Consider the following 25,656-nt stretch of genomic DNA (forward strand, 5'->3'; position numbering starts at 1 on the left):
CACGGGCGGAAATTCCCGAGCCAGCCCCTATCGGAGGTCGCGCATGAGCCTGTCGATCACGCTGACCATCAACGGCACGCCACGGACTGTCGAGCTCGATGACCCAAGGGTCACGCTGCTCGACCTGCTGCGCGAACGCCTCGACCTGACCGGCACCAAGAAGGGCTGCGACCGCGGCCAGTGCGGTGCCTGCACCATCCTCCTCGATGGGCGCCGGGTGAATTCCTGCCTCGCGCTCGCGCTCAGCCATGACGGTGCCGAGATCCTCACCATCGAGGGCCTGGCCGATGGCGAGGCCTGTCATCCGATCCAGGCCGCCTTCATCGCGCATGACGCCTTCCAGTGCGGCTTCTGCACGCCGGGCCAGATCATGAGCGCGCTCGGCCTTATCCAGGAGGGCAGCGCGGGCGACGACCCCGAGCGCGTGCGGGAGGGCATGAGCGGCAATCTCTGCCGCTGCGGCGCCTATCGCGGCATCACCGAGGCGGTGCTCGAGGCGCAACAGCGTATGAGCCGGGACGCCCGGGAGGAGGTGGCATGAACCGCTTCGACTATATCCGCCCGGCGACGGTGACGGAGGCCATAGCGGCGGCGGCCATCCCCGGCAGCGCCTATCTCGCGGCCGGCACCAACCTCATCGACCTGATGAAGGGCGGCGTCCTCCGCCCAGAGCGGCTGATCGACATCAACCACATCCCGGGCCTCGACCGGATCGAGCACCTGCCGGATGGCGGGGTGCGGATCGGCGCGCAGCTGCGCAATGCCGACCTTGCGGCCGACCCGGATTTCGCGCGCCGCTTCCCCGCCATTGCCGAGGCCCTGCTCTCCGGCGCCTCGGCCCAGCTGCGCAATGCAGCGACCCTCGGCGGCAACCTGCTGCAGCGCACCCGCTGCGCCTATTTCTACGACACGGCCAGCGCCTGCAACCGGCGCCAGCCCGGCAGCGGCTGCGATGCGCGAGGCGGCGAGAACCGCCTGCATGCCATCCTCGGCTGGAGCGATGCCTGCATCGCCACGCACCCTTCCGATCTCTGCGTGCCACTGGCGGCCTTTGGCGCGACGCTCGAGATCGAGGGGCGGGATGGCCGGCGGGAGGTGGCGCTGGAGGATCTCCACCGCCTCCCCGGCGAGGCGCCGGAGCAGGAGAGCGTGCTGGCGCCGGGCGAGCTGATCATCGCCCTGCGCCTGCCAGCGGAAGCGGCAACATTCGCCCCGCATGCCCGCTACATCAAGCTGCGGGAGCGGACCTCCTATGCCTTCGCCGTGGTTTCGGCAGCGGCAGGCCTGCGCCTCGAGGGCGGGGTGATCACCGAGGCGCGGCTGGCGCTCGGCGGCGTCGCCGCGAAGCCCTGGCGCGCCGAGGCGGCAGAGAGGGCGCTGACCGGCGCCCCGCCGGATGCGGCAAGCTTCGGCCGTGCCGCGGAGGCCGCGCTCGCCGAGGCCCGCCCCTCCGGCGACAATGCCTACAAGATCGAGCTGGCGCGCCGGATTCTCGTGCGCGCCCTGACCCTTGCTGCGGCCGGCACGCCCGAGCGCCTGCCCGCCCTCCCCGCCTCTCCCTTCGCGCCCCTTCCCGGAGGCCGCCCGCATGGCTGACACCCTGCCCCTGGACAGCGCCGCCAACGCCCGGCACGGATCGAGCATCGGCCAGCCCCTCACGCGCAGGGACGGGGTGCTGAAGGTCACCGGCCAGGCGCGCTACGCCGCTGACAACCATCCGCCCGGCCTGCTCCATGCCGTGCTGGCCGTGAGCCGCATTGCCCGTGGCCGCGTCGCCTTCCTCGACCTGGCGGCGGCGAAGGCGCATCCCGGCGTGGTCGAGGTGATGACCCCGGCGAACCGCCCCCTGCTCGCCCAGGACCCGGACGAGAAACAGGGCCCCTTCAGCTTCCGCCTCGACCTGCTGCAGAACGACCATGTGCGTTATGCGGGGCAGCCGATTGCGGTGGTGATCGCCGAGACGCTGGAGGCGGCGACCGAGGGCGCCACCCTCCTCGCCCCGCGCTACGAGGCCGAGTCCACCCGGCTCGGGCTGGATGCCGGCGAGGCCTTCGTCCCGCCCGCCATCGGCGCCGGCAGTCCGCCGGAAGTGCGGCATGGCGATATCGAGGCCGGGCTCGCCGGTGCCGCGCACCGCATCGAGGCGACCTACGAGACGCCCGCCCAGTACCACAACGCGATGGAGCCCCATGCCATCGTGGCGTCCTGGGACGGCAACCGGCTCCTGGTCGATACGCCGAGCCAGGGCCTTGCCTGGGCACGGGCGCGGCTTGCCGGGCTCTTCGGCATCGCGCCGGAGGATGTCCATGTCCGCAGCCCCTTCCTCGGCGGCGGCTTCGGCTCCAAGGGGCTGATCTCCGGTCCGCAGATTCTCGGCGCCGTTGCGGCGCGGATGGTCGGCCGGCCGGTGAAGCTCGTGCTGCGGCGCGAGCAGATGTACGGTCCTGTCGGCCACCGCGCGCCGACGCAACAGGTGCTGCGCCTGGGCGCTGCGCCGGACGGCGGCTTGACCGCCCTCGCCCATCATGTGCGGACCGTGACCAGCAGCTTCGACGATTTCTACGAAGCCGCCTGCGATGTTTCGCATACGCTCTATGCCAGCCCGGCCATCGTCACCACCGCCGATGCGGTGCGGGTGGATACGGGCACGCCCATCTTCATGCGGGCACCGGGCGAGGCGAGTGGCAGCATCGCGCTCGAGAGCGCCATCGACGAGATGGCCCTGGCCTGCGGGATGGATCCGCTCGAATTCCGCCTCAGGAACTACGCCGAGGTCGAGCCGATCTCCGGCAAGCCCTTCTCCTCCAAGGCGCTGCGGGAGTGCTACCGGCAGGGAGCCGAGCGCTTCGGCTGGGCCGGGCGCCCGCTCGCGCCGCGGCAGATGCGCGACGAGAACGGGCTGCTGGTGGGCTGGGGCCTCGGCACGGCGACCTTCCCGGCCATCATGTTCCAGGGCCAGGCCAGGGCGGTCCTGCGCCGCGACGGCAGCGGCCTCGCCGAGCTGGGCGCCCAGGATATGGGCCAGGGCGCCTGGACGGCACTGGCGCAGATCGCGGCGGATAGCCTTGGCCTGCCGCTCGCCCGGCTGGAGTTCCGGGCGGGCGATTCCAACCTGCCCGATGCCGGCATCGCCGGCGGCTCGGGCCATACCGCCACCGCCGGGACCGCCCTGCACAGCGCCGGTGCCGATGCCATCGGCAAGCTGGCGGCGCTGGCGATGGCGGATGAGCGCTCGCCCCTTTTCGGTGCAGGCAATGCCGGGGTGATTGCGCGCGAGGGCATGCTGCTGCGCCGCGACGACGAGAGCCGGGGCGAGTCCTTCGCCGCGATCCTCGGGCGCGCCGGGCTGGAGGAGGTCGAGGGGCGCGGCCATGGCGCCGCGGACGCCGCGGCACAGGAGCATTACGCCATGCATGCGCATGGCGCGGTCTTCGCCGAGGTGAAGGTGGATCCCGAGCTCGGCCAGATCCGGGCGACGCGCCTGGTCGGTGCCTTCGCGGCGGGGCGGATCATCAATCCGCGCCTCGTCCGCAGCCAGTATTACGGCGGCATGATCTGGGGCGTCTCCTTCGCCCTGCACGAGAAGGCCGTGCTGGACCGCCGCTCAGGCCGGGTGATGAACGCCGATCTCGCCGAGTACCATGTGCCGGTGAATGCGGATGTCCCTTCGCTCGAGGCCATCCTGGTCGAGGAGATCGATCCGCATGTGAACCCGCTCGGCGTCAAGGGCGTCGGCGAGATCGGGATCACCGGCTCGGCAGGCGCCGTCGCCAATGCCGTCTGGCATGCGACCGGCATCCGTCCCCGCCGCTTCCCGATCGGCCCCGAGGCCCTGATCGGCGGCGCCCCCGGCTGAGTGGCCGCCCGCCTATCCGGCAGCCACTTCCACCAGCACCAGCTCCGCATCCTCCGAGGCGGTGATCTCCATCACCGCCTCATCGACACTGCAGGGATGGCCGCATTGCCGCAGTTTAAGCCGCGCCTCACCTCCCGTAGAGGCTGGATCGGCGAAGCTTTGCCCTGTCGTCCCGAAGGCCCGCTGCCTCGGCATCTGGTGAACGGACGGGCGACGTTCGGCAACGGCTATTTCCCGGCAAGCCGTTGTCAGACTGGGGGCCCATGGAGGCCGCCATCGGGCCGGCTGGATCTCCGGCCGGCCCGATTCTTTTTTCGCCCAATCTTGCCCCTCAGCCCCCCGCGCGCTGCGCCTCGATCAGGGCCAGCATCCCTTCGAGCAATTGCGTCGGCGTCGGCGGGCAGCCCGGGATCAGCAGATCGACCGGCAGCGCCGCATCGATCCCGCCCTCGACCGCGTAGCTGTCCTTGAAACTGCCGCCATCCACGGCACAATCCCCTGCCGCCACGACCCATTTCGGCTCGGGCATGCATTCTGCCGTGCGCAGCAGCGCCTCGCGCATGTTGCGGGTCAGCGGGCCGGTGACGAGCAGCACATCGGCATGGCGTGGGCTGGCGACGAAGCGCAGGCCGAAGCGCTCCAGGTCATGCACCACATTCTGCATGGCATTGATCTCGAGCTCGCAGCCATTGCAGGAGCCGGCATCCACCTGGCGTATGGCAAGGCTGCGCCCGAGCCGCGTCTGGGCAGCAGCCTCCAGCCGCGCCACCAGCGCCTGCACCACCTCCTCCGGCGGCACCGGCGGCGGGTCGGTCAGTGGCGCGGATACCAGGCCCTGCGCCAGCCGCGGCCAGAGCAACCGGCGCCAGCCCTGCATCAGAGATCGACTCCGCTATAGGAGGCATTGACGCTTTTGTTGATGAGCGGGAAGTCGGCCACGATATTCCCCTCGATCGCCGCCTCGAGCAGCGGCCAGTGCAGCCAGGACGGGTCGCGCGGAAAGACGGCGCGCACCAGCCCCTCGTCATCCAGCGCCACCCAATGCAGGCATTCGCCACGGAAGCCCTCGACAAGCCCGAGCCCCTCGCCGCCGCGCTGCGGCAGCGGGACCAGCAATTCGCCGGGTGGCAGGCTCTCCAGCAGCCCCTTGGCCAGCGCGACCGACCGGTGCATCTCGGCGAGACGGATACGCGCCCGCGCATCCACATCCCCCGCCGTGAGCACCGCGGCCTCGGCCGGCGCATAGGGCGCATAGCCCGGCCTTCGCCGCGCGTCGAAGCCGCGGCCCGAGGCGCGCCCCACCACCCCGCCGGCGGCGAAGAGCATGGCCAGGGCAGGCGTGATCACCCCGGTGCCGACCATCCGGTCCTGCAGGCTGGCATGGCTGTCATAGACAGCTTCCAGCGCCGGCAACTCCGCCGCGACCATCGCCAGCGCCGCACGGATTGCGGCATCGCCGCCAGGGCGCAGGTCATCGCTCACGCCGCCGGGCACCACCCGGTCCATCATCAGGCGATGGCCGAAGGCCGTGTTGGCAGCCCGCAGCACCGCCTCGCGCAGCGCCCCGGCCCGGGCGTGCAGCCAGGCAAAGGATGCGTCGTTACAGAGAAAGCCCCAATCGTTCAGGTGATTGTGCAGCCGTTCCAGCTCCGCCATCAGGGCGCGCAGGGCGAGCGCCCGGGGCGAGGGCGTGATCCCCAACGCCGCCTCGACGCCCTGGGCGAAAGCCCAGCCATGCGCGACGGTCGAATCACCGGAGAGCCGCGCCGCGAAACGCGCCGCGACGGGTGCCGGCTTGCCGAGCATCAGCCCGATCTGTCCCTTGTGCAGGTAGCCGAGCCGCGCCTCCAGCCGCACCACCGTCTCGCCCTGGACATGGAAGCGGAAATGCCCCGGCTCGATGATGCCGGCATGGACGGGGCCGACCGGGATCTGGTGCACGCCCTCCCCCTCGACCGGGAGGAAGACCGGCTGCGGCGGCGCCATGCCGTTCGGCGCTGGATTCGCCGCCAGCGGGCCGGTGACCGGCCAACGGCCATGGTCGAGCCAGGGCCGCTGGTCGGTGCCGCCCTCGGCCACGAACCCCCAGAGGTCGCGGATCATGCGCTCGAACAGCACCGCCCCCGGCCGCACCGGCGAGAATGCGGCAAAACGCCCATCGGGCACGCCGCAGGAGGCGATCAGCAGGCCGTCCTCGATCAGCAATGCCGCATGCACCTGGCCTGGATCACCCCAAAGGCCGAGCAGCGCCACCTCCGGCATGTCGGCGAGCGCCGCGACCAGCGTCGCCCATTGGGCCCGGTCGAGCAGGTAGCGCTGGTGCGGGCGGCAGCCCTGCTCCTGACCATGACGGATCAGCCGCAGCAGCGTATCGCTCATCCCACCACCCCCGCCGCCTCGCCGAGCATCGCCCGCAGCGGCCCGGGCAGCGCCACGCCCAGCAGCAGCGCCAGGACTAGATGCAGCCAGATCGGGCCGAGGCTCGGCCAATGCAGCTTCTCCGGGCCTGCCGCTGGCGGCGTACCTGGCCCCGGATCGCCGAAGCAGAGCAGTTGCAGCGTGTGGATCTTCGCTGCCACTGCCACCAGCAGGCCGAGGCCGAGCGGCAGGATGACCCAGGGATGCGTCGCCGCCACCTCCGTCACCAGCAGGAATTCGCTGGCGAAGAGCGCGAAGGGTGGCAGCCCTGCCACTGCGAGTATGCCGGTCACCAGTGCCCAGCCGAGCGCCGGGTATGATGCGCAGAGCCCACCCAGATCGGCGATCCGCTGCGACCCGCGCAGCCGCACCGCGGCGCCGATGCCGAAGAACACCGCCGATTTTGCCAATGAATGGCCGAGCATGTGCAGCAGCCCGGCAAGATGCCCGGCCGGGCCGCCGATGCCGAAGCCGGTCGCGGCGAGGCCCATATGCAGGATGCTGCTCCAGGCGAAGAAGCGCCGCGCATCACGCCGGCGCCAGAGTGCGAAGGCCGCGACCAGTACCGAGGCCAGGCCGAAGGCCAGCAGAAGCGCCCCCGGCGGCACCGTCTCGGGATGCGCGCCGACCACCGCCTTCACCCGCACCACCGCCTGCAGCGCCGCATTCAGCAGCAGGCCCGAGAGCACGGCGGAGATGGCGATCGGCCCCTCGGCCTCGGCATCCGGCAGCCAGGCGTGCAGCGGCACCAGCCCGGCCTTGGTGCCATAGCCCACCAGCAGGAAAACGAAGGCAAGGTTCAGCACGCCCGGGTCGCAGCGCGCGGCGACCTCCCGCAGCACCGCCCAGGACAGCGCATCCTCCTCCCCCACCACCGGCCGCGCCGCGAGGGAGAGGATGATGGTGCCGAGCAGCGCGAGCGCGATGCCGACGCCGCACAGGATGAAGAATTTCCACGCCGCCTCGATCGCCGCCGGCGTCCCGTGCAGGCCGACCATCAGCACGCTGGCGAGCGTCGCGATCTCGATCGCCACCCACATCACGCCGAGATTGTCGGCCAGCAGCGCCAGGGCCTGGGCCCCCATGAAGACCTGGAAGGCAACATGGAAGGCGCGCAGCCGCAGCGGGTCCAGCGTCTCGGCCGCCAGGGCACCATAGGAATAGACCGCGGTCGTCAGACCGATGAGGAAGGACAGCAGCACCAGCGGCAGGTTGAGCGCATCGAGCCGCGTCCAGCCCTGCACCCCCACCGGCTCCGCGAGGAGCAGCAGGGCGAGCAGGAAGGAGGCCGCCGAGACGCCGATATTCACCAGCGCCGCCACCCGTTCCCGCGGGAGGAAGCCCAGCAGCGCCGCCCCGGCCCAGGGCAGGAAGACGAGCGCCCAGGCAAGCGGGAATTCCGCCGGCATCAACCCTCCTCCCCCCGGTGCGGGTGCAGCAGGGCGGTGTCGAGGCTGTCGAAGCGCCCGCGGATCTGGAAGGTGAAGACTCCGGCGACGACCAGCACCAGCATCACCAGCGCCGCGGTCGAAAGCTCCACCACCAGCGGCATCCCGGTGACGCCGACAGCGGCCAGCACCAGCCCGTTCTCGAGGCTCATCAGCCCCACCACCTGAAGGATGGCGTTGCGCCGGGTGATCATCATCAGCATCCCGAGCAGCACGACGGAAAGGGCGAGCGCCAGATCCTCCCGTGCCAGGGCCTGCGCCCCGGTGGTGATCGGCAGCGTCACCATGATGGCGAGCGCCACCAGCCCCACCCCGGCCACCAGGCTCGGCCCGATGCCGAGCGCCGGATCCACGCCACGCGCCAGGGCCAGCTTGCGGATCATCCAGCGGAGCGCGAAGGGGATGAGCCCTGCCTTCGCCACGGCGGCGATCAGCGCCGTCAGGTAGAGCTGCGGCGCCCCCTGCACGAAGCCCTGCCATGCGGCAGCGGCCGCGAGCACCGCCCCCTGCGCCGCCAGCACGCTCACCACCGCCGCGACCCGCCGCTGGTAGAGCAGCATGAAGGAGAGCAGCAGCATCGCGCCCCCCAGGAGATGCGCGACGTCGTAGGGAAGCTGGCCGAAGCCCATCAGGCGAAACCCGTCGAGACGAAAAGCAGCGCCGCCGCCAGCAGGGCCAGCAGCAGCGCAGCGCCGAGAAATTCCGGCACCCGGAACACCCGCATCTTGGCGATGGCATTCTCGAAGAATGCGAGTGCCAGGCAGAGCGTGCCCATCTTCGCCGCCCAGGCCAGCAGCCCGATCAACCAGGCGAGCGGCCCGGTGCCGGCCGGCGCCACGCCGAAGGGCAGGAAGATGGCCGAGACCAGCGCCAGCCAGAGGGTCAGCTTCAGCGCCGCCTGGTAGTCCCAGAGCGCGAGATGCCGGCCGGACGCCTCCAGCAGCATCGCCTCATGCACCATGGTGAGCTCGAGATGCGTCGACGGGTTGTCGACCGGGATGCGCGCATTCTCGGCGAGCGCCACCGCCAGCATCGCCACCGCCGCGAGGCCGAGCGAAACGCGGAGGCCGAGCGCCCCGTCGCGGAACACGGCGCCGATCTGGTCGAGATTGGTGGTGCCAGCCAGGATGGCGAAGCTCAACGCCGAGACCAGCAGCGCCGGCTCGGCGAAGACGGCGAAGCTCATCTCCCGTGCCGCGCCGAGCCCGCCGAAAGCGGTGCCGACATCCAGCCCGTTGAGCGCCAGCGCCATCCGCGCCAGGGCCAGCAGCCCCGCCACCAGCACGAGATCGGCCACGGGGGCGAAGGCCATGCCATGGGCGAAGCTCGGCACCAGGGCGATGGCGACCACGGTGACCGCGACGGCGAGGTGGGGCGCGGCTTCGGTGACGACGGAGGCATTCTCCGCCAGGACCGGGCGTTTGCGCAGCAGCTTCGCCAGGTCGCGGAGCGGCTGCAGCGGCGAAGTGCCACGCCGGCCGAGCATCCGCGCCTTCAGCCAGCGCACCACGCCAAGGACCAGCGGCGCCGCCGCCAGCATCAGCGCGAGGTGCAGGAGTTGCGCGATCACAGCGCCAAGCACTGCCACTCAGCGGCCCTCCAGCCAGGCCACCAGCGCCAGCAGCCCGACCAGCGTGGCGAAGACGAGCGACAGCGAGCCACGGATGGTGAGGCTGCGAAGGCGCTCGACCTGGGCCGCCACGGCGTCACGTATCCGGGCCGCGGGCGTCAGCGGCGCCATCCCGATGCGATCCTCGAAGCCGGCTTCCAGCCGCGCCGGACGCGGGTCGCCCGGAGGCGGCAACGTCACCCTCTCCCGCGCCGCGAGCAGCGTGCCACCGAGCATCCGCCGCAGCGGCTGCGCCATGCCGGCCGCCGAGGGCTGGCTCAGCGGGTCGCCGAAAATCAGCTCCGCCGGCGGGTCGATGAAGCCGCCATTCCAGACCGGGCCACGGTCGGCGATGGCGGGCGAGCGCCACCGCACCACGGCCCAGAGCAGCATCAGCGCGAGGCCGATCAGCAGCGCCACGGCAAGCGGCGCATAGGTCGAATGCCCCTCGCCCGCGCCGAGCGCCAGCCCGATCACCGGCGGCCTGACCATCGGCCCGACCAGCTGCCGGATGCCCTCCCCGGCCAGTTCCAGCGCCAGGGCCGGGAACAGGCCGAGCAGCACGGTCAGCCCGGCCGGCAGCAGCATCGCCACGACCTGCAACCGCCCCATCTCCCGGGCCCCGGCCCCGCGCGGGCTGCGTGGGCGGCCGAGGAAGACGAGGCCGAAGAAACGGAGCATCGCCGCCGCGGCCAACGCCACGGCCATGGCCGCCAGGGCCAGCGCGGCGGCGGCGGCCATCTGCAGGCCGATCTCGCCCAGCCGCCAGCCGGCCAGCAGGGACTGCAGCAACAGCCATTCGCTGGCGAAACCCGAGAGCGGCGGGAGGCCCGCAGCCGCGCCCAACCCGATCGCCGCCGCCAGCGCGGTCCGCGGCATGGCATGGATCAACCCGCCCAGCCGGTCGAGCCGCCGGCTGCCCGCCGCGTGCTGGATCGCGCCGGCGACGAGGAAGAGCAGCGTCTTGAACAACCCGTGCGCCATGGCATGCAGCAGCGCCGCCCCGGCCGCCAGCGCCGCCATCGCCCCGAGATCAGCGCCGCGGAAGAGCAGCGCGAGGCCGAGCCCCACCACCACCAGCCCGACATTCTCGATCGTCGAGCAGGCCAGCAGCACCTTCGTATCCTCCTCGAGATTGGCCCGCAGCGCACCGAGCACGGCCGAGGCTACCCCGAGGACCAGCAGCGGCAGCCCCCACCACCCCGGCTGAACCGGCCCGCAGAGGTCGAGCAGCAGCCGTGCCATGACGTAGAGCGCCACCTTGGTCATCGCCCCCGACATCAGCGCCGAAACATGGCTCGGCGCCGCCGGATGGGCGAGCGGCAGCCAGGCATGCAACGGGACGAGACCGGCCTTGGCCCCGGCACCGACCAGCCCGAGCGCCAGCACGGCGACGGCCCGCCAGCCCTCCGGTGGCGCTGCCCGGATCGCGGCGAAATCCATCGCCCCCAGCAGGCCGAAGCAGGGCAGCAGGCAGGCAGCCGCCAGGGCCGCGACGATCAGGTAGAGGCGAGCCGCCGCCCGGTTCCCTGCCTCGCGGTGATCGAGCGCCACCAGTGCCCAGGAGGCGAGCGACATCGCCTCGAAACCCAGCAACAGGGTGAAGCCATCCGCGGCCAGCAGGGCGAGCGCCATTGCGCCGAGGAAGATCGGCCAGGCGACCAGCCCACGCGGCGCCCCACCCAGCGCGAAGAGCGACGTCGCCACCCCCGCGAGGCCGAGCAGCAGCAGGAACCAGGCCGAGAGCCCGTCCATTGCCAGGGACATTCCGGCCCAGGCCGGGCCGAAGGGCAGCCGGAGAGGCTCCTCCGGCAGGCCGAAGGCCATCCCCCCCAGGGCGGCCAGCGCGAAGCCCGCCGAGACCACACAGCATCCGCCATGCACGATCCGTCCCGCCAGCCGGTGCCCGGCGAGCGGCAGGGCGGCAAGAGCGAGCAGGCCCAGCAGGGCCAGGCCGAGGGCGAGCGCCGTCAGCACGGAGGGCAGGGCGAGGCTTGCACGGCCGGCACTCTAGCCTGCCCTCGCGACCGGCGCGAAGGGCCGTTTCGGCGCTGCGGGGACATCATATGGCAAAACACTCACTTAACTTCTGCGCAATGACAGGATAGGGAAAGCGTCCGAGCGCCGAAGGCGCCGCGTGATTCGTCCGGGGGACAGGATTGACCATGGATCGTCGAGGGTTGTTCGCCGGCGCCGCCGCGGCCGGCACGCTGGCCTTGGCCACACCGGCCGTCGCCCAGGGCGCCTTGCCCGAGGTGCGCTGGCGTTGCGCCTCATCCTTCCCGAAATCGCTCGACACCATCTATGGCGCCGGCGAGCACGTTGCGAAGCGCGTTGCGGCGCTGACCGACGGCAAGTTCCAGATCCGCGTTTTCGCCGCCGGCGAACTGGTCCCTGGCCTCGCGGTGGCCGATGCGGTGCAGACCGGCACGGTCGAATGCGCGCATACCGCGAGCTACTACTTCGTCGGAAAAGACCCGACCTTCGCCTTTGACGGCGCCGTGCCCTTCGGCCTCAACATGCGGCAGAACAATGCCTGGCTGCAGGCTGGCGGCGGCCGCGAGATGCTGCGCGAGTTCTTCAACGGCTACAACATGGTCTCCATCCCGGCGGGCAATACCGGCGCGCAGATGGGCGGCTGGTTCCGCAAGGAGATCAAGACCGTCCAGGATCTCTCCGGCCTGAAGTTCCGCGTCGGCGGCTTCGCCGGCAACGTGCTGCAGAAGCTCGGCGTGGTGCCGCAGCAGATCGCCGGCGGCGACATCTACCCGGCGCTCGAGAAGGGCACCATCGATGCCGCCGAGTGGATCGGCCCCTATGACGACGAGAAGCTCGGCTTCAACCGCGTCGCGCCCTTCTACTACTACCCGGGCTGGTGGGAGGGTTCGCTCAACCTCTCCTTCTACATCGCCCGCGCGAAGTATGAGGAGCTGCCGCAGGTCTACAAGGACGTCCTCGAGAGTGCCTGCCGCGACAGCACCATCGAGACCATGGCGAAATACGACGTGCAGAACCCGCAGGCGCTGCGCCGCCTGATCGCGGCCGGCACGCAGCTTCGCGCTTTCCCGCGCGAGGTGATGCAGGCCTGCTACAAGGCGTCCTTCGAGCTCTATGACGAGACCGCGGCGAAGAACGCGGCCTTCAAGAAGGTCTACGACCACTGGCGCGCCTTCCGCGATTCCCAGTACCAGTGGTTCCGGGTGGCCGAGAGCGGCTTTGACAATTTCGGCTACTTCATGCAGGCGCAGGAACAGCAACAGCGTCGCTGATACGCCCGGAGAGAGGCAAGAATGGGTCCACTGCTCGCCTTCAGCCGAGGCGTCGACAAGCTGAACACCGCCGTCGGCAAGCTGGCCGACTGGGCGGTGCTGCTCGCCTGCCTGATCAGCGCCGGCAATGCCTTCGTGCGCTATGGCGTCTCCTACAGCTCGAATGCGTGGCTGGAGGTGCAATGGTACCTGTTCGGCGCCATCGTCCTGCTCGGTGCGTCCTATACGCTGTTCCGCAACGAGCATGTCCGGGTGGACCTGCTCTACGGCAATGTCTCGGAGCGCACCCGGCTCTGGATCGACGTGTTCGGCTTCATCGTCTTCATGCTGCCAGCCGTGATGCTGCTCGCCTGGATGACCTGGCCCTTCTTCCTCGACAGCTGGGTGCGGGACGAGGGCAGCCCGAATGCCGGCGGGCTGATCCGCTGGCCGGTGAAGCTGCTGCTGCCGATCGGCTTCTTCCTGCTGACGCTGCAGGGCTTCTCGGAGCTCATCAAGCGCATCGCGCTGCTGCGGGGCATCCGCCCGGCCGCCGAGGTGGTGGTCGAGTACCACCGCCCGGATCAATGACCCCCGTTCCCCGGAAGGCACGCCTCCCCCGATGACCATCGACATGGACGTGATGGCCCCGCTGATGTTCGGCGGGCTGGTCGTCTTCCTGCTGATCGGCTTCCCGGTCGCCTTCAGCCTTGCCGCGGTCGGGCTGTTCTTCGGCTTCGTGTCGATCGAGCTCGGCTTCTTCACCTCGGCCTATCTCGGCAACCTGCCGCTGCGGGTCTTCGGGATCGTGCAGAACGACCTGCTGCTCTCGATCCCCTTCTTCACCCTGATGGGCGCCATCCTCGAGCGATGCGGACTTGCCGAGGATCTGCTGGAGGGGACCGGCCAGCTCTTCGGCAAGGTGCCGGGCGGCCTCGCCTATGCCGTCATCCTGGTCGGCGCGGTGCTTGGCGCCATCACCGGCACGGTCGCCGCCTCGGTCATCGCGATGGGCATGATCTCGCTGCCCATCATGATGAAATATGGCTACGACATGCGGATCGCCACCGGCGTGATCGCGGCATCCGGCACCATCACGCAGGTCATCCCGCCCAGCCTCGTGCTGATCGTCCTTGGCGACCAGCTCGGCAAGTCGGTCGGCGACATGTATGCCGGCGCGATCGGGCCCTCGATCCTGCAGGTCCTGCTCTTCATTCTCTTCATCGCCGGCGTCAGCATCTTCGCACCCCACAAGGTGCCACCGCTGCCCGACGAGGCACTGACCCAGCGCGGCTGGCCGCTGATCTGGCGCGTGGCGAAGGGCATGGTGCCCTCGATCGTGCTGATCTTCCTCGTCCTCGGCACCATCTTCCTCGGCCTTGCCACCCCGACCGAGGCGGGCGCCATGGGCGCGGTCGGCGCCATCGGCCTTGCCTGGGCCAATGGCCGCTACTCCTGGACCCTGCTGCGCCAGGCGATGGAAAACACCATGCGGATCACCGCCATGGTGATCTTCATCCTGGTGGGCGCGACAGTCTTCAGCCTCGTCTTCCAGGGCGTCGACGGGTCGCTCTGGATCGAGCACATGCTGATGAAGCTGCCGGGCGGTGCCACCGGCTTCCTCATCGCGGTCAACATCTTCATCTTCTTCCTGGCCTTCTTCCTCGACTTCTTCGAGATCGCCTTCATCGTCATCCCGCTGCTGGCGCCGGTTGCGGCCAAGCTCGGCATCGATCTCGTCTGGTTCGGCGTGCTGATCTGCGTGAACATGCAGACGAGCTTCATGCACCCGCCCTTCGGCTTCGCCCTCTTCTACCTCCGCGGCATCGCGCCGAAGGAGGTGAGGAGCAGCGACATCTACTGGGGTGCCATCCCCTGGGTCATCCTGCAGCTGGTGCTGGTTGCCATCGTCATCTTCTGGCCGGAAAGCGTGACCTACTGGATCGACAGAGGCACGGGCGTGGACCCGAGCACGGTGCGCATCGAGGTGCCGCTGCCCGACCTTCCGGAGGATGACGCACCTCCGATCTTCAAGTAGCGCTGCCATGGATGGCCGGGCCCCTGCCCGGCCATCGTTGTTTCTGGCCTACCCGACAGGCGTCGCCATGGGGCAGGCCGCCTCCACCACCTCCGCCGCATCGAGCGCCAGATCCTCCCGCCAGCGCGGCGCGATGATCTGCACCCCCATCGGCAGCCCCTCCGCCGTCAGCCCCGTCGGCACGGAGACGCTCGGCAGGCCGAGCAGGGGCGTCGCCAGCAGTGGCTGCTGCGCCCGATAGACTGAATCGAAGCCCTGCTGCCCCGCGACATCCAGCCCCTGAGGGAAAGGCGGCTCTCCGGAGACCGGGCAGAGCACCAGCGGTACCTTCGCCATGAAGCGCGCCCAGTCCCGCTGCCGCGTCGTGCGGCGCGCCAGCAGGCGCAGATGCCCCTCAAGGTCGTTCGGCGGGCAATGGGCGAGCATGTAGCGATAGGTGTCCTGCGCCCCGGCATCGCCATGCCGCTCGAAGATCTCGGCCATGAAGAGCCGCGCCTCGCCATGGGCCAGCGCATCCCAGTCGCGCGCTGTCCCAGCGAAATCGGGCGGTTCACGTTCCTCGACGGCATAGCCTGCGGCCTCCAGGATGCGCCCGGCCCGCCGCACCGCCTCCGCCACCTCCGGATGCACGCCCGTCCCCGCCGGATCGACCGAGAGCGCGACGCGGATCGGCCGCTCCATCGGCGCGCCCTCCAGCGGCGCCGGCATCCACCAGGGGTCCCGCGCATCGCCCCGCGCCATGGCGGCCAGCGCGATGCGCAGATCGGCAACGCGGCGTGCCAGCGGGCCCTGGGTCGACATCAGCTGGCCGGAGAGCGGCCGCTCCGCCGCCATGGTGGGGTTGAAGGCCGGCACGCGGCCGAAGCTCGGGCGGATGCCGGCGATCCCGCAGGCATAGGCCGGGTAGCGCACGCTGCCGCCGAGGTCGTTGCCATGGGCAATGGGCCCGATCCCCGCCGCGCAAGCCGCCGCCGCCCCGCCGGAGGAGCCGCCCGGCGTATGTCCATGGCTCCAGGGATTCAGCGTCCGTCCATGCAGCGCATTCTCGGTGAACCAGCGCATGGAGAGCGCCGGCGTATTGGTCCGCCCGACGATGATTGCCCCGGCCGCCCGCAGATTGGCGACCACCGCACTGTCCTCGGGCGCGATCAGGTCCCGCCAGGACGTGCTGCCATTGCTGGTCGGCAGGCCCTTCTGGTCGGCATTGATCTTGGTGGTGACCGGTACGCCATGCAGCGGGCCCACCGCCTCGCCGCGGGCGATGGCGGCATCCGCCGCCTCGGCCGCCGCCAGCGCCTCATCACCCAGCACGAGGACGACGGCGTTGATCGATGGGTTGACTGCGGTGCAACGATCGAGCACGGAGCGCACCGCCTCCCTCGCCGAGATGGCGCGGAGGCGGATGGCCCGTGCCAGGTCGGTGGCGTCCCAGCGCCAGAGCTCGGTCGGAAGATGCTGCATGGCCGCTATCCCCATGGCTGAAAGGCGGCATCATGCCGTGCCGGACGCTGCCGGACACCAGGCTTTGTAGCCCGCCCCGCCGGCTGGTACGGCAAACTCGGGATGAACAGGGAGGATCATGGCCATGGCCGACAGCTACATGCAGGACCGCGCCGAGGAGCTGGCCCAGCACCTCCGCCTCAACGACGGCAAGTCGGGCTATGTCGAGGCCACGGCGGATGGCTTCCGGGTCTATGTCCGCCGCAAATGGCCCGGCAAGCAGCTCGCCAGCTGGGACGGGCTGCCGATCGAGTGGCACGAGAATGTCGGCACCAACAAGGCTGCCAACCGCTGAGGCAGCTCAGCCGCCGGCGCGCTTCCAGGTGATGACCAGCACATCCCGGCAGGAGGGCAGCGCCGGGTCCACCGGCTGCACCGGCGTCACGCCATGCATCACCCGCTGGTCGTCGATGAAGGCGGTGTCCAGGCGGTCGAGCAGGGTGAAGCGCGCCAGTTCCGTGCCGCCATCGTCGGTGATGAGCGTCTCGCCGCCGGCCAGGTTGGTCCGGGCCACCATGCCGATCAGCACGTAATCGACGCCGTCATGGTGCACGCCCTCGGGCGTTGGGAAGCCGGGCGCCCCGGCCGCGGCCTCGATGCGGAATTGATGCACCTCGACGAACCAGTCCGCCCCCGGCGTTCCCGCATCGGCAACCGACCGGCCGAGATCGAGCAGCGCATTCAGCGCCGCTCCCCCTCCCACCGCGTCCTCCATTGGTGCAAACCAGCGCTCCACGCCGCCATTCAGGCTGTTGTGGACGACAGCCTGGAAATGCGCCCGGTGCGGGTTCCGCACATGGCCCGGCACCCCGGCACGGGCAGAGAAATTGGCATGCCGCCGCCGCCGGTAGCGGCCACCATCGGCCATGAAGCGGTCGGTCTCCAGCCGCTCCCAGCTCGCGGCAAAGGCGTCGAGTTCGGCAGGGGCGAGGCCGAGCCGCGCCTCCATGACCTCGCCTGGTATGCGTGCGAAGCCCTGCGCGGCCATCTCGGCCAGCAGCGGGTCCCCATCCTCTATCCTCAGCGCCGCGCTCATGACACCTCACCGATCGCCGGGACATCATCGGTCCGCCCGGCCAGCACTTCCGCCACATGGCGCACCTTCACCGGCACGCCTTCCCGCTTCAGCCGTCCGGCCATGTTGAGCAGGCAGCCGAGATCGCCGGCGAGCAGGGTATCCGCCCCCGTCGCCGCGATGGATTTCGCCTTGTCGGCGACCATGCGGGTCGAGATCTCCGGGTATTTCACGCAGAAGGTGCCGCCGAAGCCGCAGCAGATCTCGGCATCCGCCATCTCCTTCACCACCGTCCCCGGCATGGAGGAGAGGAGCTTGCGCGGCTGCGCCTTCACGCCGAGCTCGCGCAGCCCCGAGCAGCTGTCGTGATAGGTGACGATACCCTCGAAACGGGCCGCGACACCCTCCATGCCCCGCACATCGGTCAGGAAGGAGATGAGCTCATGGGTCTTGGCGCCGAGCGCCTCCGCCTTGCCGCGATACTGCGGGTCATCGCCGAACAGGGCCGGGTAGTGATGGCCGATCATGCCGCCGCAGCTGCCGCTCGGGACGACGACATAGTCGTAGGGCAGGAACTCATCGATGACGGCGCGGGCGAGGTCCTTCGCGGTGGCGCGGTCGCCACTGTTATAGGCCGGCTGGCCGCAGCAGGTCTGGGCCCGTGGCACCTCCACCTGGCAACCAGCCTCCTCCAGTAGCGCAATCGCGGAGAAGCCGATATTCGGCCGGTAGAGATCGACGAGGCAGGTGACGAAGAGCGCAACGCGCGGCCGGGTCTGGAGCATACCGGCAATCTAGGCGCGCGGCCCGTCTGGCGAAAGGACGCACATGCCGGAACTGTACTGCTCGCTCAACGGGGCAGTAGCAGGAACACCTCCGCCGGCTCCTGCATCAGCCCGGCCCGGGCCGCCGCCTCATGGCCCCAACCCCAGAAGAGGTCGCCGCGCGCCATGCCGCGGATGGCGCCCCCGGTATCCTGCGCCATCACGAGCCGCTGGATCGGGTGGCCGTCCAACGGGTCCCGCGTCACCAGGAAGACGGGTGCACCAAGTGGGACGATGGTCGCATCGACGGCGAGTGATCGCCCGGGCGTCAGCGGCACCCCGAGCGTGCCGATCGGTCCCGCTTCCGCATCCAGCCCGGTGACGGGGCGGAAGAACACATAGGCCGGATTCTCCCGCAGCAGCGCCGCCGCCTCCCCAGGCGGCGCAGTGCCGAGCCAGGCGCGAATCGCCTGCATGGACATGGCCTCGCGGGCGATGGCGCCACGCTCGATCAGGCTGCGGCCGATGGCGCGGTATGGATGGCTGTTCCGCCCGGCATAGCCGAGCCGCAGGATTTGCCCATCCGGCAGACGCACCCGGCCCGAGCCCTGGATCTGCAGGAAGAAGGCGTCGACCGGGTCATCCACCCAGGCCAACTCCAGCCCCTGTCCGTCCAGCCCTCCCGCCTCGATGGCAGCCCGGTCGAACGCCCGCAGTGGGCCCTCGGGCGGCAAGGCGTGCAACGGCACCTGGTATTCCGCGCCCGGCACCTCCGCACCACGCAGCTCCGGCTCGTAATAGCCGGTGACGAGACCGGATCCGAGCGCATGGGGGCGGAAATACTGCTCGAAGAAGGCGGCGGCTCCACCCGGCGGCACCAGCACCGCTGCGGCGCAGGCCTCGGCCCAAGGCGCGGCGAATTCCTGCGGCCCCGTCCGCCACCCTTCGCAGGAGCGCAGGAAGGGCGCGAGCGCCGCCTCAGGCGCCTCGCCCGGCCAGCCCGGCACGGAGTCCTCGATTCCGGCCCCGCCCAGCATCAGGGCGAGGCCAAGCAGCGCCAGCGCGCGCTTCAGGTCACGACGCTCAGGCGGAGCGGGTGGCGACCAGCTTCCAGGTCGGGTCGGCCTGGCTGAGATCGCGCTGGAAGGTCCAGAGATCGGTAAGCTCGGTCACCGCATCGCTGCCGGTCACCACCTCGCCACCACGGCCCATGGTCATGTTGATCTGGTCGGTCACGAAGCGGACGGTGATGTCCGCGATGCTGCCGCGCAGGTCTGCCGCCTCGATCGCCAGCTCATGCACGGCACGGAGCTCGGTCCGCTGCGTCTCTCCGGCATTCTCACGCGCGGTGATCGCCTGCTCGAACCCGGCATAGGTGTCGTCGGAGAGCAGCGGCCGCAGCATCGTGCGGTCGCCGGCGCCGAAGGCGCTGACGATCATGCGGAAGGCCGCCTCGGCACCGTCGAGGAAGCGGTTCGGCTCGAAGCTGTGGTCGATGCTGGCGATACGCGACAGCGCCTGGCCCGGCGGGGTGCGCGGATCCGGCACGACATGCCGGCCGCTGCGGCCACCAGCCGGCACCTCCTCCGCCATGCCGTCGATCGTGGCGCCACGCGGGTCGAAGCCGGTCGGGCGTGCCTCCGGCTGCACCGGCCGCTCGAAGCCGGTGCGCTTGCCGAGCACGCTCCGCAGCCGCAGCACCAGGAAGGCCGCAATCATCGCAAACAGGATCAGATCGACCGGAAAGCCGCCCGTCATCATGGACTCCTTTTCACCTATCTAGGCGGGCCGCCTGTCCCCCGCAACGGCCCCAGGGTGAACCGGCCATAAACAATGCCCCATGAACGCCGCTTGCCCCTTCGCAACCGGGCCGCTATCGCCAGATCCCGACAAGTCCGGAGGAACGTCCCTTGATCCTGCTGCGCCACGGGCAGAGCGAGTTCAACCTCCACTTCACCGCCACCAAGCGGGACCCGGGCATTCCCGACCCGAAGCTGACCGAGCTCGGCCATCAGCAGGCCGAGGCCGCCGCTGAGGCCCTGGCCGGCGAACGCATCAGCCGCATCATCGCCTCGCCCTATACGAGGGCATTGCAAACCGCCGCCCCCATCGCCCGCCGGCGCGGCCTGCCGATCCTGGTCAACCCGACGGTGCGCGAGCGCTATGCCTTCACCTGCGACATCGGCTCGCCGCGCACCGAACTGGTGCTTGCCTTCCCCGATCTGGACCTCGCCCATATCGACGAGGTCTGGTGGCCTGCCATCGAGGAGCCGGATCATGGCATCGAGGCGCGCGCAACCCTGTTCCGCGGCGAGATGTCAGCCCTGCCCGACTGGCATGAGACGCTGGTCGTCTCCCATTGGGGCTTCATCCTGGCGATGACCGGCGAGCGGGTGATGAACGGCGAATGGCGCCGCTGCGACCCGACCGGACCCAGCCCGCAGGCGATCCAGTGGCGGGCGCCCCACGCCACCGTCGTCAAGCCCTGACAGGGCGTTGGGCGGCGTGCTAACCCGCCCCCCTTTCCGCGAAAGGCGTCCCGATGTCCGACCTGCCGAATGGCCAGCCGAACGGCGACCCCAGCATGGCCCCGCAGGGCCCGCTGGTCCTGAACATGCAGTACACCAAGGATCTCTCCTTTGAGGTGCCGGGCGCCCCCGAGATCTTCGCCACCCTCCGCGAGCAGCCGCGCGTCGACCTCCAGCTCGACGTCCAGGCCCGCCCGATCCAGGAGGGCGGCAATGTCTTCGAGGTCTCGCTGCAGATCCGCGCCGATGCCCAGGCCGACAGCCGCGCCTGCTTCATCGCCGAGCTGGTCTATTGCGGCATCTTCACCGTGAACGTCCCGCCGGAGCAGCTCGAGCCGGTGCTGCTGGTCGAATGTCCGCGCCTGCTCTTTCCCTTCGCGCGCAACATCCTGGCCGACGTCACCCGCGACGGCGGCTTCCCGCCGGTGATGCTGGCGCCGATCGACTTCGTCGCGCTCTGGCAGTCCCGCCGGGCGGAACAGCAACCGGTCGGCATGGCCTGACGCATCAGGCGCGGCCCCGCCCGGCCGCGCCACAGCCCGGGCGTTCAGGGCCCAAGGGCGCTTGCAACAATTCGTTCCGATATGATTATAGTTTGATATCGGAACGAAAGCCCTGCCCATGCCGGTTGTCGAGGCGGCGCCGCCCGCCGCGCAGGTCCTCCGCCTTCTGCCGCGCCCCGAGCCGGCGCCCGAGCCGGCTGCGCGCATCCTGCTCTCCCCGCCGCATCTGACGGGGGAGGAGCTTCCCGGCCTCGCCACGACCCTCCAATCGGGTTGGGTCGCTCCCGCCGGCCCCATGCCTGCGGCCTTCGAGGCAGCTCTCGCCGAAGCCACCGGCATGCCGCATGTCGTGGCGCTGGCCTCCGGCACGGCGGCGCTGCATCTCGGCTATCGCTGCCTCGGCCTCGAGCGAGGCGACGAGGTCTGGACGGCGACGCTCACCTATGTCGCCACCATCGCCCCCGCCGTGCAGATGGGCGCCCGCCCCCGCTTCCTCGATGTCTCGGCCGGAAGCTGGACCCTCGACCCCGATCTCCTCGAGCGCGAGCTGGCTCGTGCCGCCCGCGCAGGCCGCCTGCCCCGCGCCGTCGTCCCGGTCGACCTCTTTGGCCAGAGCTGCGACCTCGACGCCATCGCCGCCCTCTGCGACCGCTGGGGCATTGCCGTGCTCTGCGACAGCGCGGAGGCGCTCGGCGCGACGCGCCGGGGCCGCCCGGCCGGCCAGGGCGCGCGGATGGCGGCCTTCAGCTTCAACGGCAACAAGATCATCACCGCCGGCGGCGGCGGGGCGCTGGCCTCGGCCGATGCCGCGCTGATCGCCGAGGCCCGCGGCCTCGCCCACCAGGCGAAGCGCCCGGCCCCGCATTACGAGCACGAGACCACCGGCTACTCCTACGGCCTCTCCTCGGTGCTCGCCGCGGTCGGCCTCGCCCAGCTTGCCGCGCTGCCGCAGCGGGTCACAGCCCGGCGCGCCGTCTTCGAGCGTTACCGCAGCGGCCTCGGCGACCTGCCCGGCATCACCTTCATGCCCGAACCCGCCTGGAGCCGCGGGACCCGCTGGCTGACCGCCATCCTGCTCGACCCCGGCCTCGGCGCACCGAGCCGCGAGGCGGCGCGCCAAGCCCTGGCCGAGGCCGGCATCGAGAGCCGCCCGGTCTGGAAGCCGATGCATCTCCAGCCCGCCTTCCGTGCCGCGCCGCGCGCCGGGGGCAGCGTCGCCGCAGACCTGTTCGAGCGCGGCCTCTGCCTGCCCTCGGGCAGCGCCCTCACCATCCTGCAGCAGGACCGCGTCATCGGCCTGCTGCGCAGCCTGTGGCGGCGCTGATTGCGCATCCTCTACCTGCACCAGCATTTCTCCACCCCCGGCGGAGCGACGGCGACGCGCAGCTTCGCCATGGCACGTGCGCTCGCCGCCCGTGGTCATGCGGTGACCGTGGCCTGCGGCGGCTATGAGGGTGCCGAGACCGGCCTCGCCGGCCCATTCCAGGCCGGACGGCGCGAGGGGGCGGTCGATGCCTTCCGCGTGGTCGAGTTCGCCATCCCCTGCGGCAACCGCCAGCGCCTTGGCGCCCGTGGCGCTGCCTTCCTCCGCTACGCCGCCCGCGCCGCCGGCCTTGCATTGCGCGGCCGCTTCGACCTCGTCATCGCCAGCTCGACGCCGCTGAGCGTCGCCCTGCCCGCCCTGCTTACCCGGCATGTGCGCGCCCTGCCCTTCGTCTTCGAGATCCGCGATCCCTGGCCGGAGCTGCCCCGCGCCATGGGCATCGGCAACCCCGGCCTCTGGTGGGCGATGGACCGGCTGGCGGATGCCGCCTGCCGTCAGGCCAGCGCCGTCATCGCCCTCTCCGAGGGCATGGCCGAGACTGCCCGGACCCGTGGCGCGCGGCAGGTGGCGGTCCTGCCCAATGGCTGCGATCTCGGCCTCTTCGGCCCGCATGTGCCGCCCTGGCGACCGGAGGGGATCCCACCCGACGCGATCCTCGCCGTCTATGCCGGGGCGCATGGCCCGGCCAATGGACTCGGCCAGCTGATCGAGGCCGCGGCCCATCTCCGCGACCCGCGCATCCTGGTCCTCCTGGTCGGCGACGGCGCCGAGAAGCCGCGTCTGCGGGCCGCCGCCGCGACGCTGCCGAATATCCGCTGGCTCGACCCGCTGCCGAAGCTGCGCCTCGCCCGGCTGCTGGCGGGCAGCCAGATCGCCCTGCAATGCCTGGCCCCGGTCCCGGCCTTCGCCGAATGGACCTCGCCGAACAAGCTGATGGATTACCTCGCCGCCGGGCTTCCGGTGATCGCCAATTGCGGCGGCCGCGCCGCCCGGCTGCTGGAGGATGGCCCCTGCGGCCTCACCACCCCGCCCGGCGATGCCGCCGCTCTCGCCGCCGCCATCGGGGCCCTGGCCGCCGACCCGGTCCGCCGCGCCGCCCTCGGGCGCGCCGGCCGTGCCCAGGCGGAGCGCCTATGGGACCGCCGTCTGCTCGCCAGCCGCTTCTGCGACATCATCGAGGCCGCCGCCTGATGGAACTCCACCTCGTCGCCGCCGCCCGCCCCAACCTGCCGAAGCTCGCCGCCCTGTGGCACGCCCTGGCGGAGGCCGGGCTGCCGCTGCGCCCGGTGCTGCTGCATACCGGCCAGCACCACGACCCGGTGCTGTTCGGCGACCACCTTGCCGGCCTCGGCCTACCCGAACCGGACATCAGCCTCGGCATTGCCGGGGGCGGCCATGCGGCGCTGACCGGCCGCACCATGATGGCCGCCACAGCCTGCTGGGAGGCACGGCGCCCCGCCGCCGTGGTCGTTGCCGGCGATGTGGATGGGGCGCTTGCCGCCGCCCTCGCCGCCCGCAAGCTCGGCCTGCCGCTTATCCATCTCGAGGCCGGGCTCCGCTGCCCCGATGCCGACATGCCCGAGGAGATCAACCGCCGCGCCATCGACGCCATCGCCACCCATCACTGGGCGCCCGACCCGGCGAGCGCCGCGCGCCTCAGGGCCGAGGGGCATGGCGAGGTCCGCGCCGTCGGCAATGCGATGATCGACACGCTGCTCCGCCGCCTCTCCGCCGCCCGCGGCCAGCCGCTGCCGCCCGGCCTCCTGCCGGGCGGCTACGGCGTGGTCACCCTCCACCGCGCCGCCAATGTGGATGACCGGGCCAGCTTCTCCGGGCTGCTGCACGGCCTGGCCGCGGCCGCGCGCCTGTTGCCCCTGGTATGGCCGATGCATCCCCGCGCCGCCGCCCGGCTCGCGGCCCATGGCCTCGCCCTGCCCGCCGGCATCGCCCGCCTGCCGCCGCTCGCCTATCCGGCCTTCCTCGGCCTGCTCGCCCACGCCCGCCTGGTCGCCACCGATAGCGGCGGGGTGCAGGAGGAAGCGAGCCTGCTCGACCTGCCCTGCCTCACCCTCCGCCCCAGCACGGAGCGGCCGGTGACCCTCAAATCCGGTTCCAGCCGCCTCGTCCCGGCGCCTGCCCTGCCCGGAGCGGTGGCCGGCGTGCTGGCCGGGCGCTGGCCGCGCGCACGCCCAATCCCGCTTTGGGATGGCCAGGCCGGCGCCCGCATGGTCGCCCACCTCGCCCAGCAACCCTGGTGCGCGGCATGATCCTCATGCTCTCCGCCGCCCATCCACCGGACGACATCCGCGTGGTGCGGAAGGAAGGCGCGGCCCTGGCCGCCGCCGGCTGGACGGTGCGCCATCTGGCCCCCGGCCCGGCGGATGCGCCGCGGCAGGTCGCGGGCGTCGCCATCGAGACCTATCGCCGTGGGCCCGGCTGGCGAGGAAGGCTGCGGAACCTGCCCCGCCTGGCGTACCAGGCGGCCGAGAGCGGCGCCGCCATCCTGCATGCCAGCGAGCCCGATGCCTGGCTCGCCGCCCTCTGGGCCGCGCGGCACAGCGGCGCGCGCGTCGTGCTCGACGTGCATGAGCACTATCCCTCGCGCCTCGATGCCCGCCTGCCGCGCCCCCTCCGTCCGCTGGCCCGGGGGCTGCTCCGTCTCGGCTGCCGCCTCGCCGCCCGCGCCGCCGATGCGGTGGTAGTGGCCAAGGATGGCCTCGCCGGGGACTTCCCCGCCGCCCGCACCATCGCCGTCCGGAATTACGCCCTTCCCGTGACCCTCGCCCCCCGCGAGCACCGCCCCGGTCCCCCGACCCTGGTCCATGCCGGGGCGATGACCCGCAGCCGGGGGTGGCCCCAGCTCCTGGCCGCCCTCGCCCTCCTGCCGCCCGACACGCGCCTGCGGCTCATCGGCCGCTTCACCGATGGGTCAGAGGACGAATTCAGCGCCAAGGCCATGCGCCTCGGCCTCGCCCCCCGCATCGACAGCCTCGGCTGGCACCCCCATGCCGAGGCGCTCCGGCTGATGGCCGAGGCCGATATCGCCCTCGTCCTGTTCCAGCCGGGCGAGCGCAACCACCAGCTCGCCCTGCCGCACAAGCTGTTCGATGCGATGCTGGCCGGCCTGCCGGTCATTGCCCCCGCCTTCGCCACCGAGGTCGCCGGCATCATCCGCGAGGCGGGTTGCGGCCTGCTGGTGGAAACGGCCGACCCTGCCGCCATCGCCGCGGCTGTCGCCACGCTCGGCGACCCGGCGCTGCGCGCCAGGCTCGGCGCCGCGGGCCTCGCCGCGGCGCGGGTCCGCTATGGCTGGGAGGGCGAGGCAGCCCGCCTCGTCGCCCTCTATCGCGATCTGGCTCCCCCAAGCGTCGATAGCCAAGCCGCCCTGGCCGTCCTATAGCGGCG

Annotated in this window: 25 protein-coding genes; 13 read left to right on the forward strand and 12 right to left on the reverse strand. The window is 71.2% G+C overall.

Translation table 11 applies throughout. From position 1 onward, the window contains the following. Positions 1-43 precede the first annotated feature (43 nt). Genes BLR02_RS18190 through BLR02_RS18200 form a run of 3 tightly spaced genes read left to right on the forward strand, consistent with a single transcriptional unit; the run spans position 44 to position 3,856 of the window. Positions 44-541 carry a (2Fe-2S)-binding protein gene (locus BLR02_RS18190; protein WP_090664177.1) on the forward strand — a complete coding sequence of 166 codons (498 nt, stop codon included), beginning with the start codon at positions 44-46 and terminating at the stop codon, positions 539-541. After that, entirely contained in the window at positions 538-1,596 is a 1,059-nt protein-coding gene (locus tag BLR02_RS18195) for an FAD binding domain-containing protein (protein ID WP_090566438.1), read from the forward strand. Before BLR02_RS18190 ends, BLR02_RS18195 begins: the two co-directional genes overlap by 4 nt. Then, positions 1,589-3,856, forward strand: coding sequence for a xanthine dehydrogenase family protein molybdopterin-binding subunit (locus BLR02_RS18200; RefSeq protein ID WP_090664178.1), 2,268 nt, complete (start codon positions 1,589-1,591; stop codon positions 3,854-3,856). Before BLR02_RS18195 ends, BLR02_RS18200 begins: the two co-directional genes overlap by 8 nt. Before the next feature lie 12 nt (positions 3,857-3,868). Here BLR02_RS18200 and BLR02_RS29590 read toward each other — a convergent pair whose 3' ends face one another. The 7 genes from BLR02_RS29590 to BLR02_RS18230 all read right to left on the reverse strand — a co-directional run bounded on the left by BLR02_RS29590 (position 3,869) and on the right by BLR02_RS18230 (position 11,308). Continuing rightward, the gene (locus BLR02_RS29590; protein WP_176849660.1) at positions 3,869-4,051 is read right to left on the reverse strand and encodes a hypothetical protein; all 183 of its coding nucleotides are present in this window, start codon (positions 4,049-4,051) and stop codon (positions 3,869-3,871) included. A 136-nt stretch (positions 4,052-4,187) separates the two neighbouring features. Beyond that, positions 4,188-4,733: an NADH-quinone oxidoreductase subunit B family protein gene (locus BLR02_RS18205; RefSeq protein ID WP_090566432.1), complete on the reverse strand. Its 546-nt coding sequence runs from the start codon at positions 4,731-4,733 to the stop codon at positions 4,188-4,190. Next, on the reverse strand, positions 4,733-6,235 hold the full coding sequence (locus BLR02_RS18210; protein WP_090664179.1) for a hydrogenase large subunit: 1,503 nt from the start codon (positions 6,233-6,235) through the stop codon (positions 4,733-4,735). Before BLR02_RS18210 ends, BLR02_RS18205 begins: the two co-directional genes overlap by 1 nt. Then, positions 6,232-7,683: a proton-conducting transporter transmembrane domain-containing protein gene (locus BLR02_RS18215; RefSeq protein ID WP_090664180.1), complete on the reverse strand. Its 1,452-nt coding sequence runs from the start codon at positions 7,681-7,683 to the stop codon at positions 6,232-6,234. Before BLR02_RS18215 ends, BLR02_RS18210 begins: the two co-directional genes overlap by 4 nt. Continuing rightward, positions 7,683-8,351, reverse strand: a complete 669-nt coding sequence (locus tag BLR02_RS18220; RefSeq protein ID WP_090566424.1) for a hydrogenase-4 component E — start codon at positions 8,349-8,351, stop codon at positions 7,683-7,685. The genes BLR02_RS18215 and BLR02_RS18220 overlap by 1 nt, the downstream gene beginning before the upstream one ends. Beyond that, positions 8,351-9,292, reverse strand: a complete 942-nt coding sequence (locus tag BLR02_RS18225) for a respiratory chain complex I subunit 1 family protein (protein WP_245704844.1) — start codon at positions 9,290-9,292, stop codon at positions 8,351-8,353. Before BLR02_RS18225 ends, BLR02_RS18220 begins: the two co-directional genes overlap by 1 nt. 18 nt (positions 9,293-9,310) lie before the next feature. Next, positions 9,311-11,308 (reverse strand): proton-conducting transporter transmembrane domain-containing protein, encoded by a 1,998-nt coding sequence (locus BLR02_RS18230; protein WP_090664181.1) that lies wholly within the window; start codon positions 11,306-11,308, stop codon positions 9,311-9,313. A gap of 188 nt (positions 11,309-11,496) precedes the next feature. Here BLR02_RS18230 and BLR02_RS18235 point away from each other — a divergent pair, with 188 nt between their 5' ends. From BLR02_RS18235 to BLR02_RS18245, 3 genes are read left to right on the forward strand one after another with little or no spacing between them, the layout of a single operon-like run. Further along, complete coding sequence (locus tag BLR02_RS18235; RefSeq protein WP_090566418.1) at positions 11,497-12,600, forward strand: TRAP transporter substrate-binding protein; 1,104 nt, start codon at positions 11,497-11,499, stop codon at positions 12,598-12,600. A 21-nt stretch (positions 12,601-12,621) separates the two neighbouring features. After that, positions 12,622-13,170: a TRAP transporter small permease subunit gene (locus BLR02_RS18240; RefSeq protein ID WP_090566415.1), complete on the forward strand. Its 549-nt coding sequence runs from the start codon at positions 12,622-12,624 to the stop codon at positions 13,168-13,170. A 31-nt stretch (positions 13,171-13,201) separates the two neighbouring features. Next, the gene (locus tag BLR02_RS18245; protein ID WP_218127988.1) at positions 13,202-14,617 is read left to right on the forward strand and encodes a TRAP transporter large permease; all 1,416 of its coding nucleotides are present in this window, start codon (positions 13,202-13,204) and stop codon (positions 14,615-14,617) included. Positions 14,618-14,665: 48 nt separating this feature from the next. On the opposite strand, the gene BLR02_RS18250 is transcribed toward BLR02_RS18245, so the two are convergent. Further along, on the reverse strand, positions 14,666-16,078 hold the full coding sequence (locus BLR02_RS18250) for an amidase family protein (protein WP_090664182.1): 1,413 nt from the start codon (positions 16,076-16,078) through the stop codon (positions 14,666-14,668). Positions 16,079-16,202: 124 nt separating this feature from the next. Here BLR02_RS18250 and BLR02_RS18255 point away from each other — a divergent pair, with 124 nt between their 5' ends. Then, the gene (locus tag BLR02_RS18255) at positions 16,203-16,412 is read left to right on the forward strand and encodes a hypothetical protein (protein WP_090664183.1); all 210 of its coding nucleotides are present in this window, start codon (positions 16,203-16,205) and stop codon (positions 16,410-16,412) included. Positions 16,413-16,418: 6 nt separating this feature from the next. Here BLR02_RS18255 and BLR02_RS18260 read toward each other — a convergent pair whose 3' ends face one another. From BLR02_RS18260 to BLR02_RS18275, 4 genes are all read right to left on the reverse strand, one after another. Continuing rightward, positions 16,419-17,153, reverse strand: coding sequence for a 2OG-Fe dioxygenase family protein (locus BLR02_RS18260; protein ID WP_090664184.1), 735 nt, complete (start codon positions 17,151-17,153; stop codon positions 16,419-16,421). Continuing rightward, positions 17,150-17,917 (reverse strand): (Fe-S)-binding protein, encoded by a 768-nt coding sequence (locus BLR02_RS18265; RefSeq protein ID WP_090566403.1) that lies wholly within the window; start codon positions 17,915-17,917, stop codon positions 17,150-17,152. The genes BLR02_RS18260 and BLR02_RS18265 overlap by 4 nt, the downstream gene beginning before the upstream one ends. A gap of 65 nt (positions 17,918-17,982) precedes the next feature. Further along, positions 17,983-18,933: a murein transglycosylase A gene (gene mltA, locus BLR02_RS18270; protein WP_090664185.1), complete on the reverse strand. Its 951-nt coding sequence runs from the start codon at positions 18,931-18,933 to the stop codon at positions 17,983-17,985. 46 nt (positions 18,934-18,979) lie between these two features. Then, on the reverse strand, positions 18,980-19,654 hold the full coding sequence (locus tag BLR02_RS18275; protein ID WP_090664240.1) for a Tim44/TimA family putative adaptor protein: 675 nt from the start codon (positions 19,652-19,654) through the stop codon (positions 18,980-18,982). A gap of 152 nt (positions 19,655-19,806) precedes the next feature. Between BLR02_RS18275 and BLR02_RS18280 the strand changes: the two genes are divergently transcribed. From BLR02_RS18280 to BLR02_RS18305, 6 genes are all read left to right on the forward strand, one after another. Continuing rightward, a complete protein-coding gene (locus tag BLR02_RS18280; protein WP_090664186.1) occupies positions 19,807-20,385 on the forward strand; it encodes a histidine phosphatase family protein in 579 nt (192 codons plus the stop codon). Between the two features lie 53 nt (positions 20,386-20,438). Then, on the forward strand, positions 20,439-20,927 hold the full coding sequence (secB, locus tag BLR02_RS18285) for a protein-export chaperone SecB (protein WP_090566394.1): 489 nt from the start codon (positions 20,439-20,441) through the stop codon (positions 20,925-20,927). Positions 20,928-21,045: 118 nt separating this feature from the next. Continuing rightward, positions 21,046-22,251 carry an aminotransferase class I/II-fold pyridoxal phosphate-dependent enzyme gene (locus BLR02_RS18290; protein WP_090664187.1) on the forward strand — a complete coding sequence of 402 codons (1,206 nt, stop codon included), beginning with the start codon at positions 21,046-21,048 and terminating at the stop codon, positions 22,249-22,251. Then, positions 22,252-23,442, forward strand: coding sequence for a glycosyltransferase family 4 protein (locus tag BLR02_RS18295; protein WP_090664188.1), 1,191 nt, complete (start codon positions 22,252-22,254; stop codon positions 23,440-23,442). Then, a complete protein-coding gene (locus BLR02_RS18300) occupies positions 23,442-24,518 on the forward strand; it encodes a UDP-N-acetyl glucosamine 2-epimerase (RefSeq protein WP_090664189.1) in 1,077 nt (358 codons plus the stop codon). The genes BLR02_RS18295 and BLR02_RS18300 overlap by 1 nt, the downstream gene beginning before the upstream one ends. After that, the gene (locus tag BLR02_RS18305) at positions 24,515-25,651 is read left to right on the forward strand and encodes a glycosyltransferase family 4 protein (protein ID WP_143018187.1); all 1,137 of its coding nucleotides are present in this window, start codon (positions 24,515-24,517) and stop codon (positions 25,649-25,651) included. The genes BLR02_RS18300 and BLR02_RS18305 overlap by 4 nt, the downstream gene beginning before the upstream one ends. Positions 25,652-25,656: the final 5 nt, after the last annotated feature.

It is taken from the genome of Belnapia rosea (genome assembly GCF_900101615.1).
Classification (GTDB): Bacteria; Pseudomonadota; Alphaproteobacteria; order Acetobacterales; family Acetobacteraceae; genus Belnapia; species Belnapia rosea.

Bases quoted from the DNA above. Each gene is read 5' to 3' on its own strand.
- BLR02_RS18300 (WP_090664189.1), top strand. From the start codon at position 23,442: ATGGAACTCCACCTCGTCGCCGCCGCCCGCCCCAACCTGCCGAAGCTC.
- BLR02_RS18265 (WP_090566403.1), bottom strand. From the start codon at position 17,917: ATGCTCCAGACCCGGCCGCGCGTTGCGCTCTTCGTCACCTGCCTCGTC.
- BLR02_RS18210 (WP_090664179.1), bottom strand. From the start codon at position 6,235: ATGAGCGATACGCTGCTGCGGCTGATCCGTCATGGTCAGGAGCAGGGC.
- BLR02_RS18290 (WP_090664187.1), top strand. From the start codon at position 21,046: ATGCCGGTTGTCGAGGCGGCGCCGCCCGCCGCGCAGGTCCTCCGCCTT.
- BLR02_RS18260 (WP_090664184.1), bottom strand. From the start codon at position 17,153: ATGAGCGCGGCGCTGAGGATAGAGGATGGGGACCCGCTGCTGGCCGAG.
- BLR02_RS18195 (WP_090566438.1), top strand. From the start codon at position 538: ATGAACCGCTTCGACTATATCCGCCCGGCGACGGTGACGGAGGCCATA.
- BLR02_RS29590 (WP_176849660.1), bottom strand. From the start codon at position 4,051: ATGCCGAGGCAGCGGGCCTTCGGGACGACAGGGCAAAGCTTCGCCGAT.
- BLR02_RS18250 (WP_090664182.1), bottom strand. From the start codon at position 16,078: ATGCAGCATCTTCCGACCGAGCTCTGGCGCTGGGACGCCACCGACCTG.
- BLR02_RS18220 (WP_090566424.1), bottom strand. From the start codon at position 8,351: ATGGGCTTCGGCCAGCTTCCCTACGACGTCGCGCATCTCCTGGGGGGC.
- BLR02_RS18245 (WP_218127988.1), top strand. From the start codon at position 13,202: ATGACCATCGACATGGACGTGATGGCCCCGCTGATGTTCGGCGGGCTG.
- mltA (WP_090664185.1), bottom strand. From the start codon at position 18,933: ATGCTGGGCGGGGCCGGAATCGAGGACTCCGTGCCGGGCTGGCCGGGC.
- BLR02_RS18215 (WP_090664180.1), bottom strand. From the start codon at position 7,683: ATGCCGGCGGAATTCCCGCTTGCCTGGGCGCTCGTCTTCCTGCCCTGG.
- secB (WP_090566394.1), top strand. From the start codon at position 20,439: ATGTCCGACCTGCCGAATGGCCAGCCGAACGGCGACCCCAGCATGGCC.
- BLR02_RS18200 (WP_090664178.1), top strand. From the start codon at position 1,589: ATGGCTGACACCCTGCCCCTGGACAGCGCCGCCAACGCCCGGCACGGA.
- BLR02_RS18235 (WP_090566418.1), top strand. From the start codon at position 11,497: ATGGATCGTCGAGGGTTGTTCGCCGGCGCCGCCGCGGCCGGCACGCTG.
- BLR02_RS18190 (WP_090664177.1), top strand. From the start codon at position 44: ATGAGCCTGTCGATCACGCTGACCATCAACGGCACGCCACGGACTGTC.
- BLR02_RS18205 (WP_090566432.1), bottom strand. From the start codon at position 4,733: ATGCAGGGCTGGCGCCGGTTGCTCTGGCCGCGGCTGGCGCAGGGCCTG.
- BLR02_RS18240 (WP_090566415.1), top strand. From the start codon at position 12,622: ATGGGTCCACTGCTCGCCTTCAGCCGAGGCGTCGACAAGCTGAACACC.
- BLR02_RS18275 (WP_090664240.1), bottom strand. From the start codon at position 19,654: ATGACGGGCGGCTTTCCGGTCGATCTGATCCTGTTTGCGATGATTGCG.
- BLR02_RS18305 (WP_143018187.1), top strand. From the start codon at position 24,515: ATGATCCTCATGCTCTCCGCCGCCCATCCACCGGACGACATCCGCGTG.
- BLR02_RS18255 (WP_090664183.1), top strand. From the start codon at position 16,203: ATGGCCGACAGCTACATGCAGGACCGCGCCGAGGAGCTGGCCCAGCAC.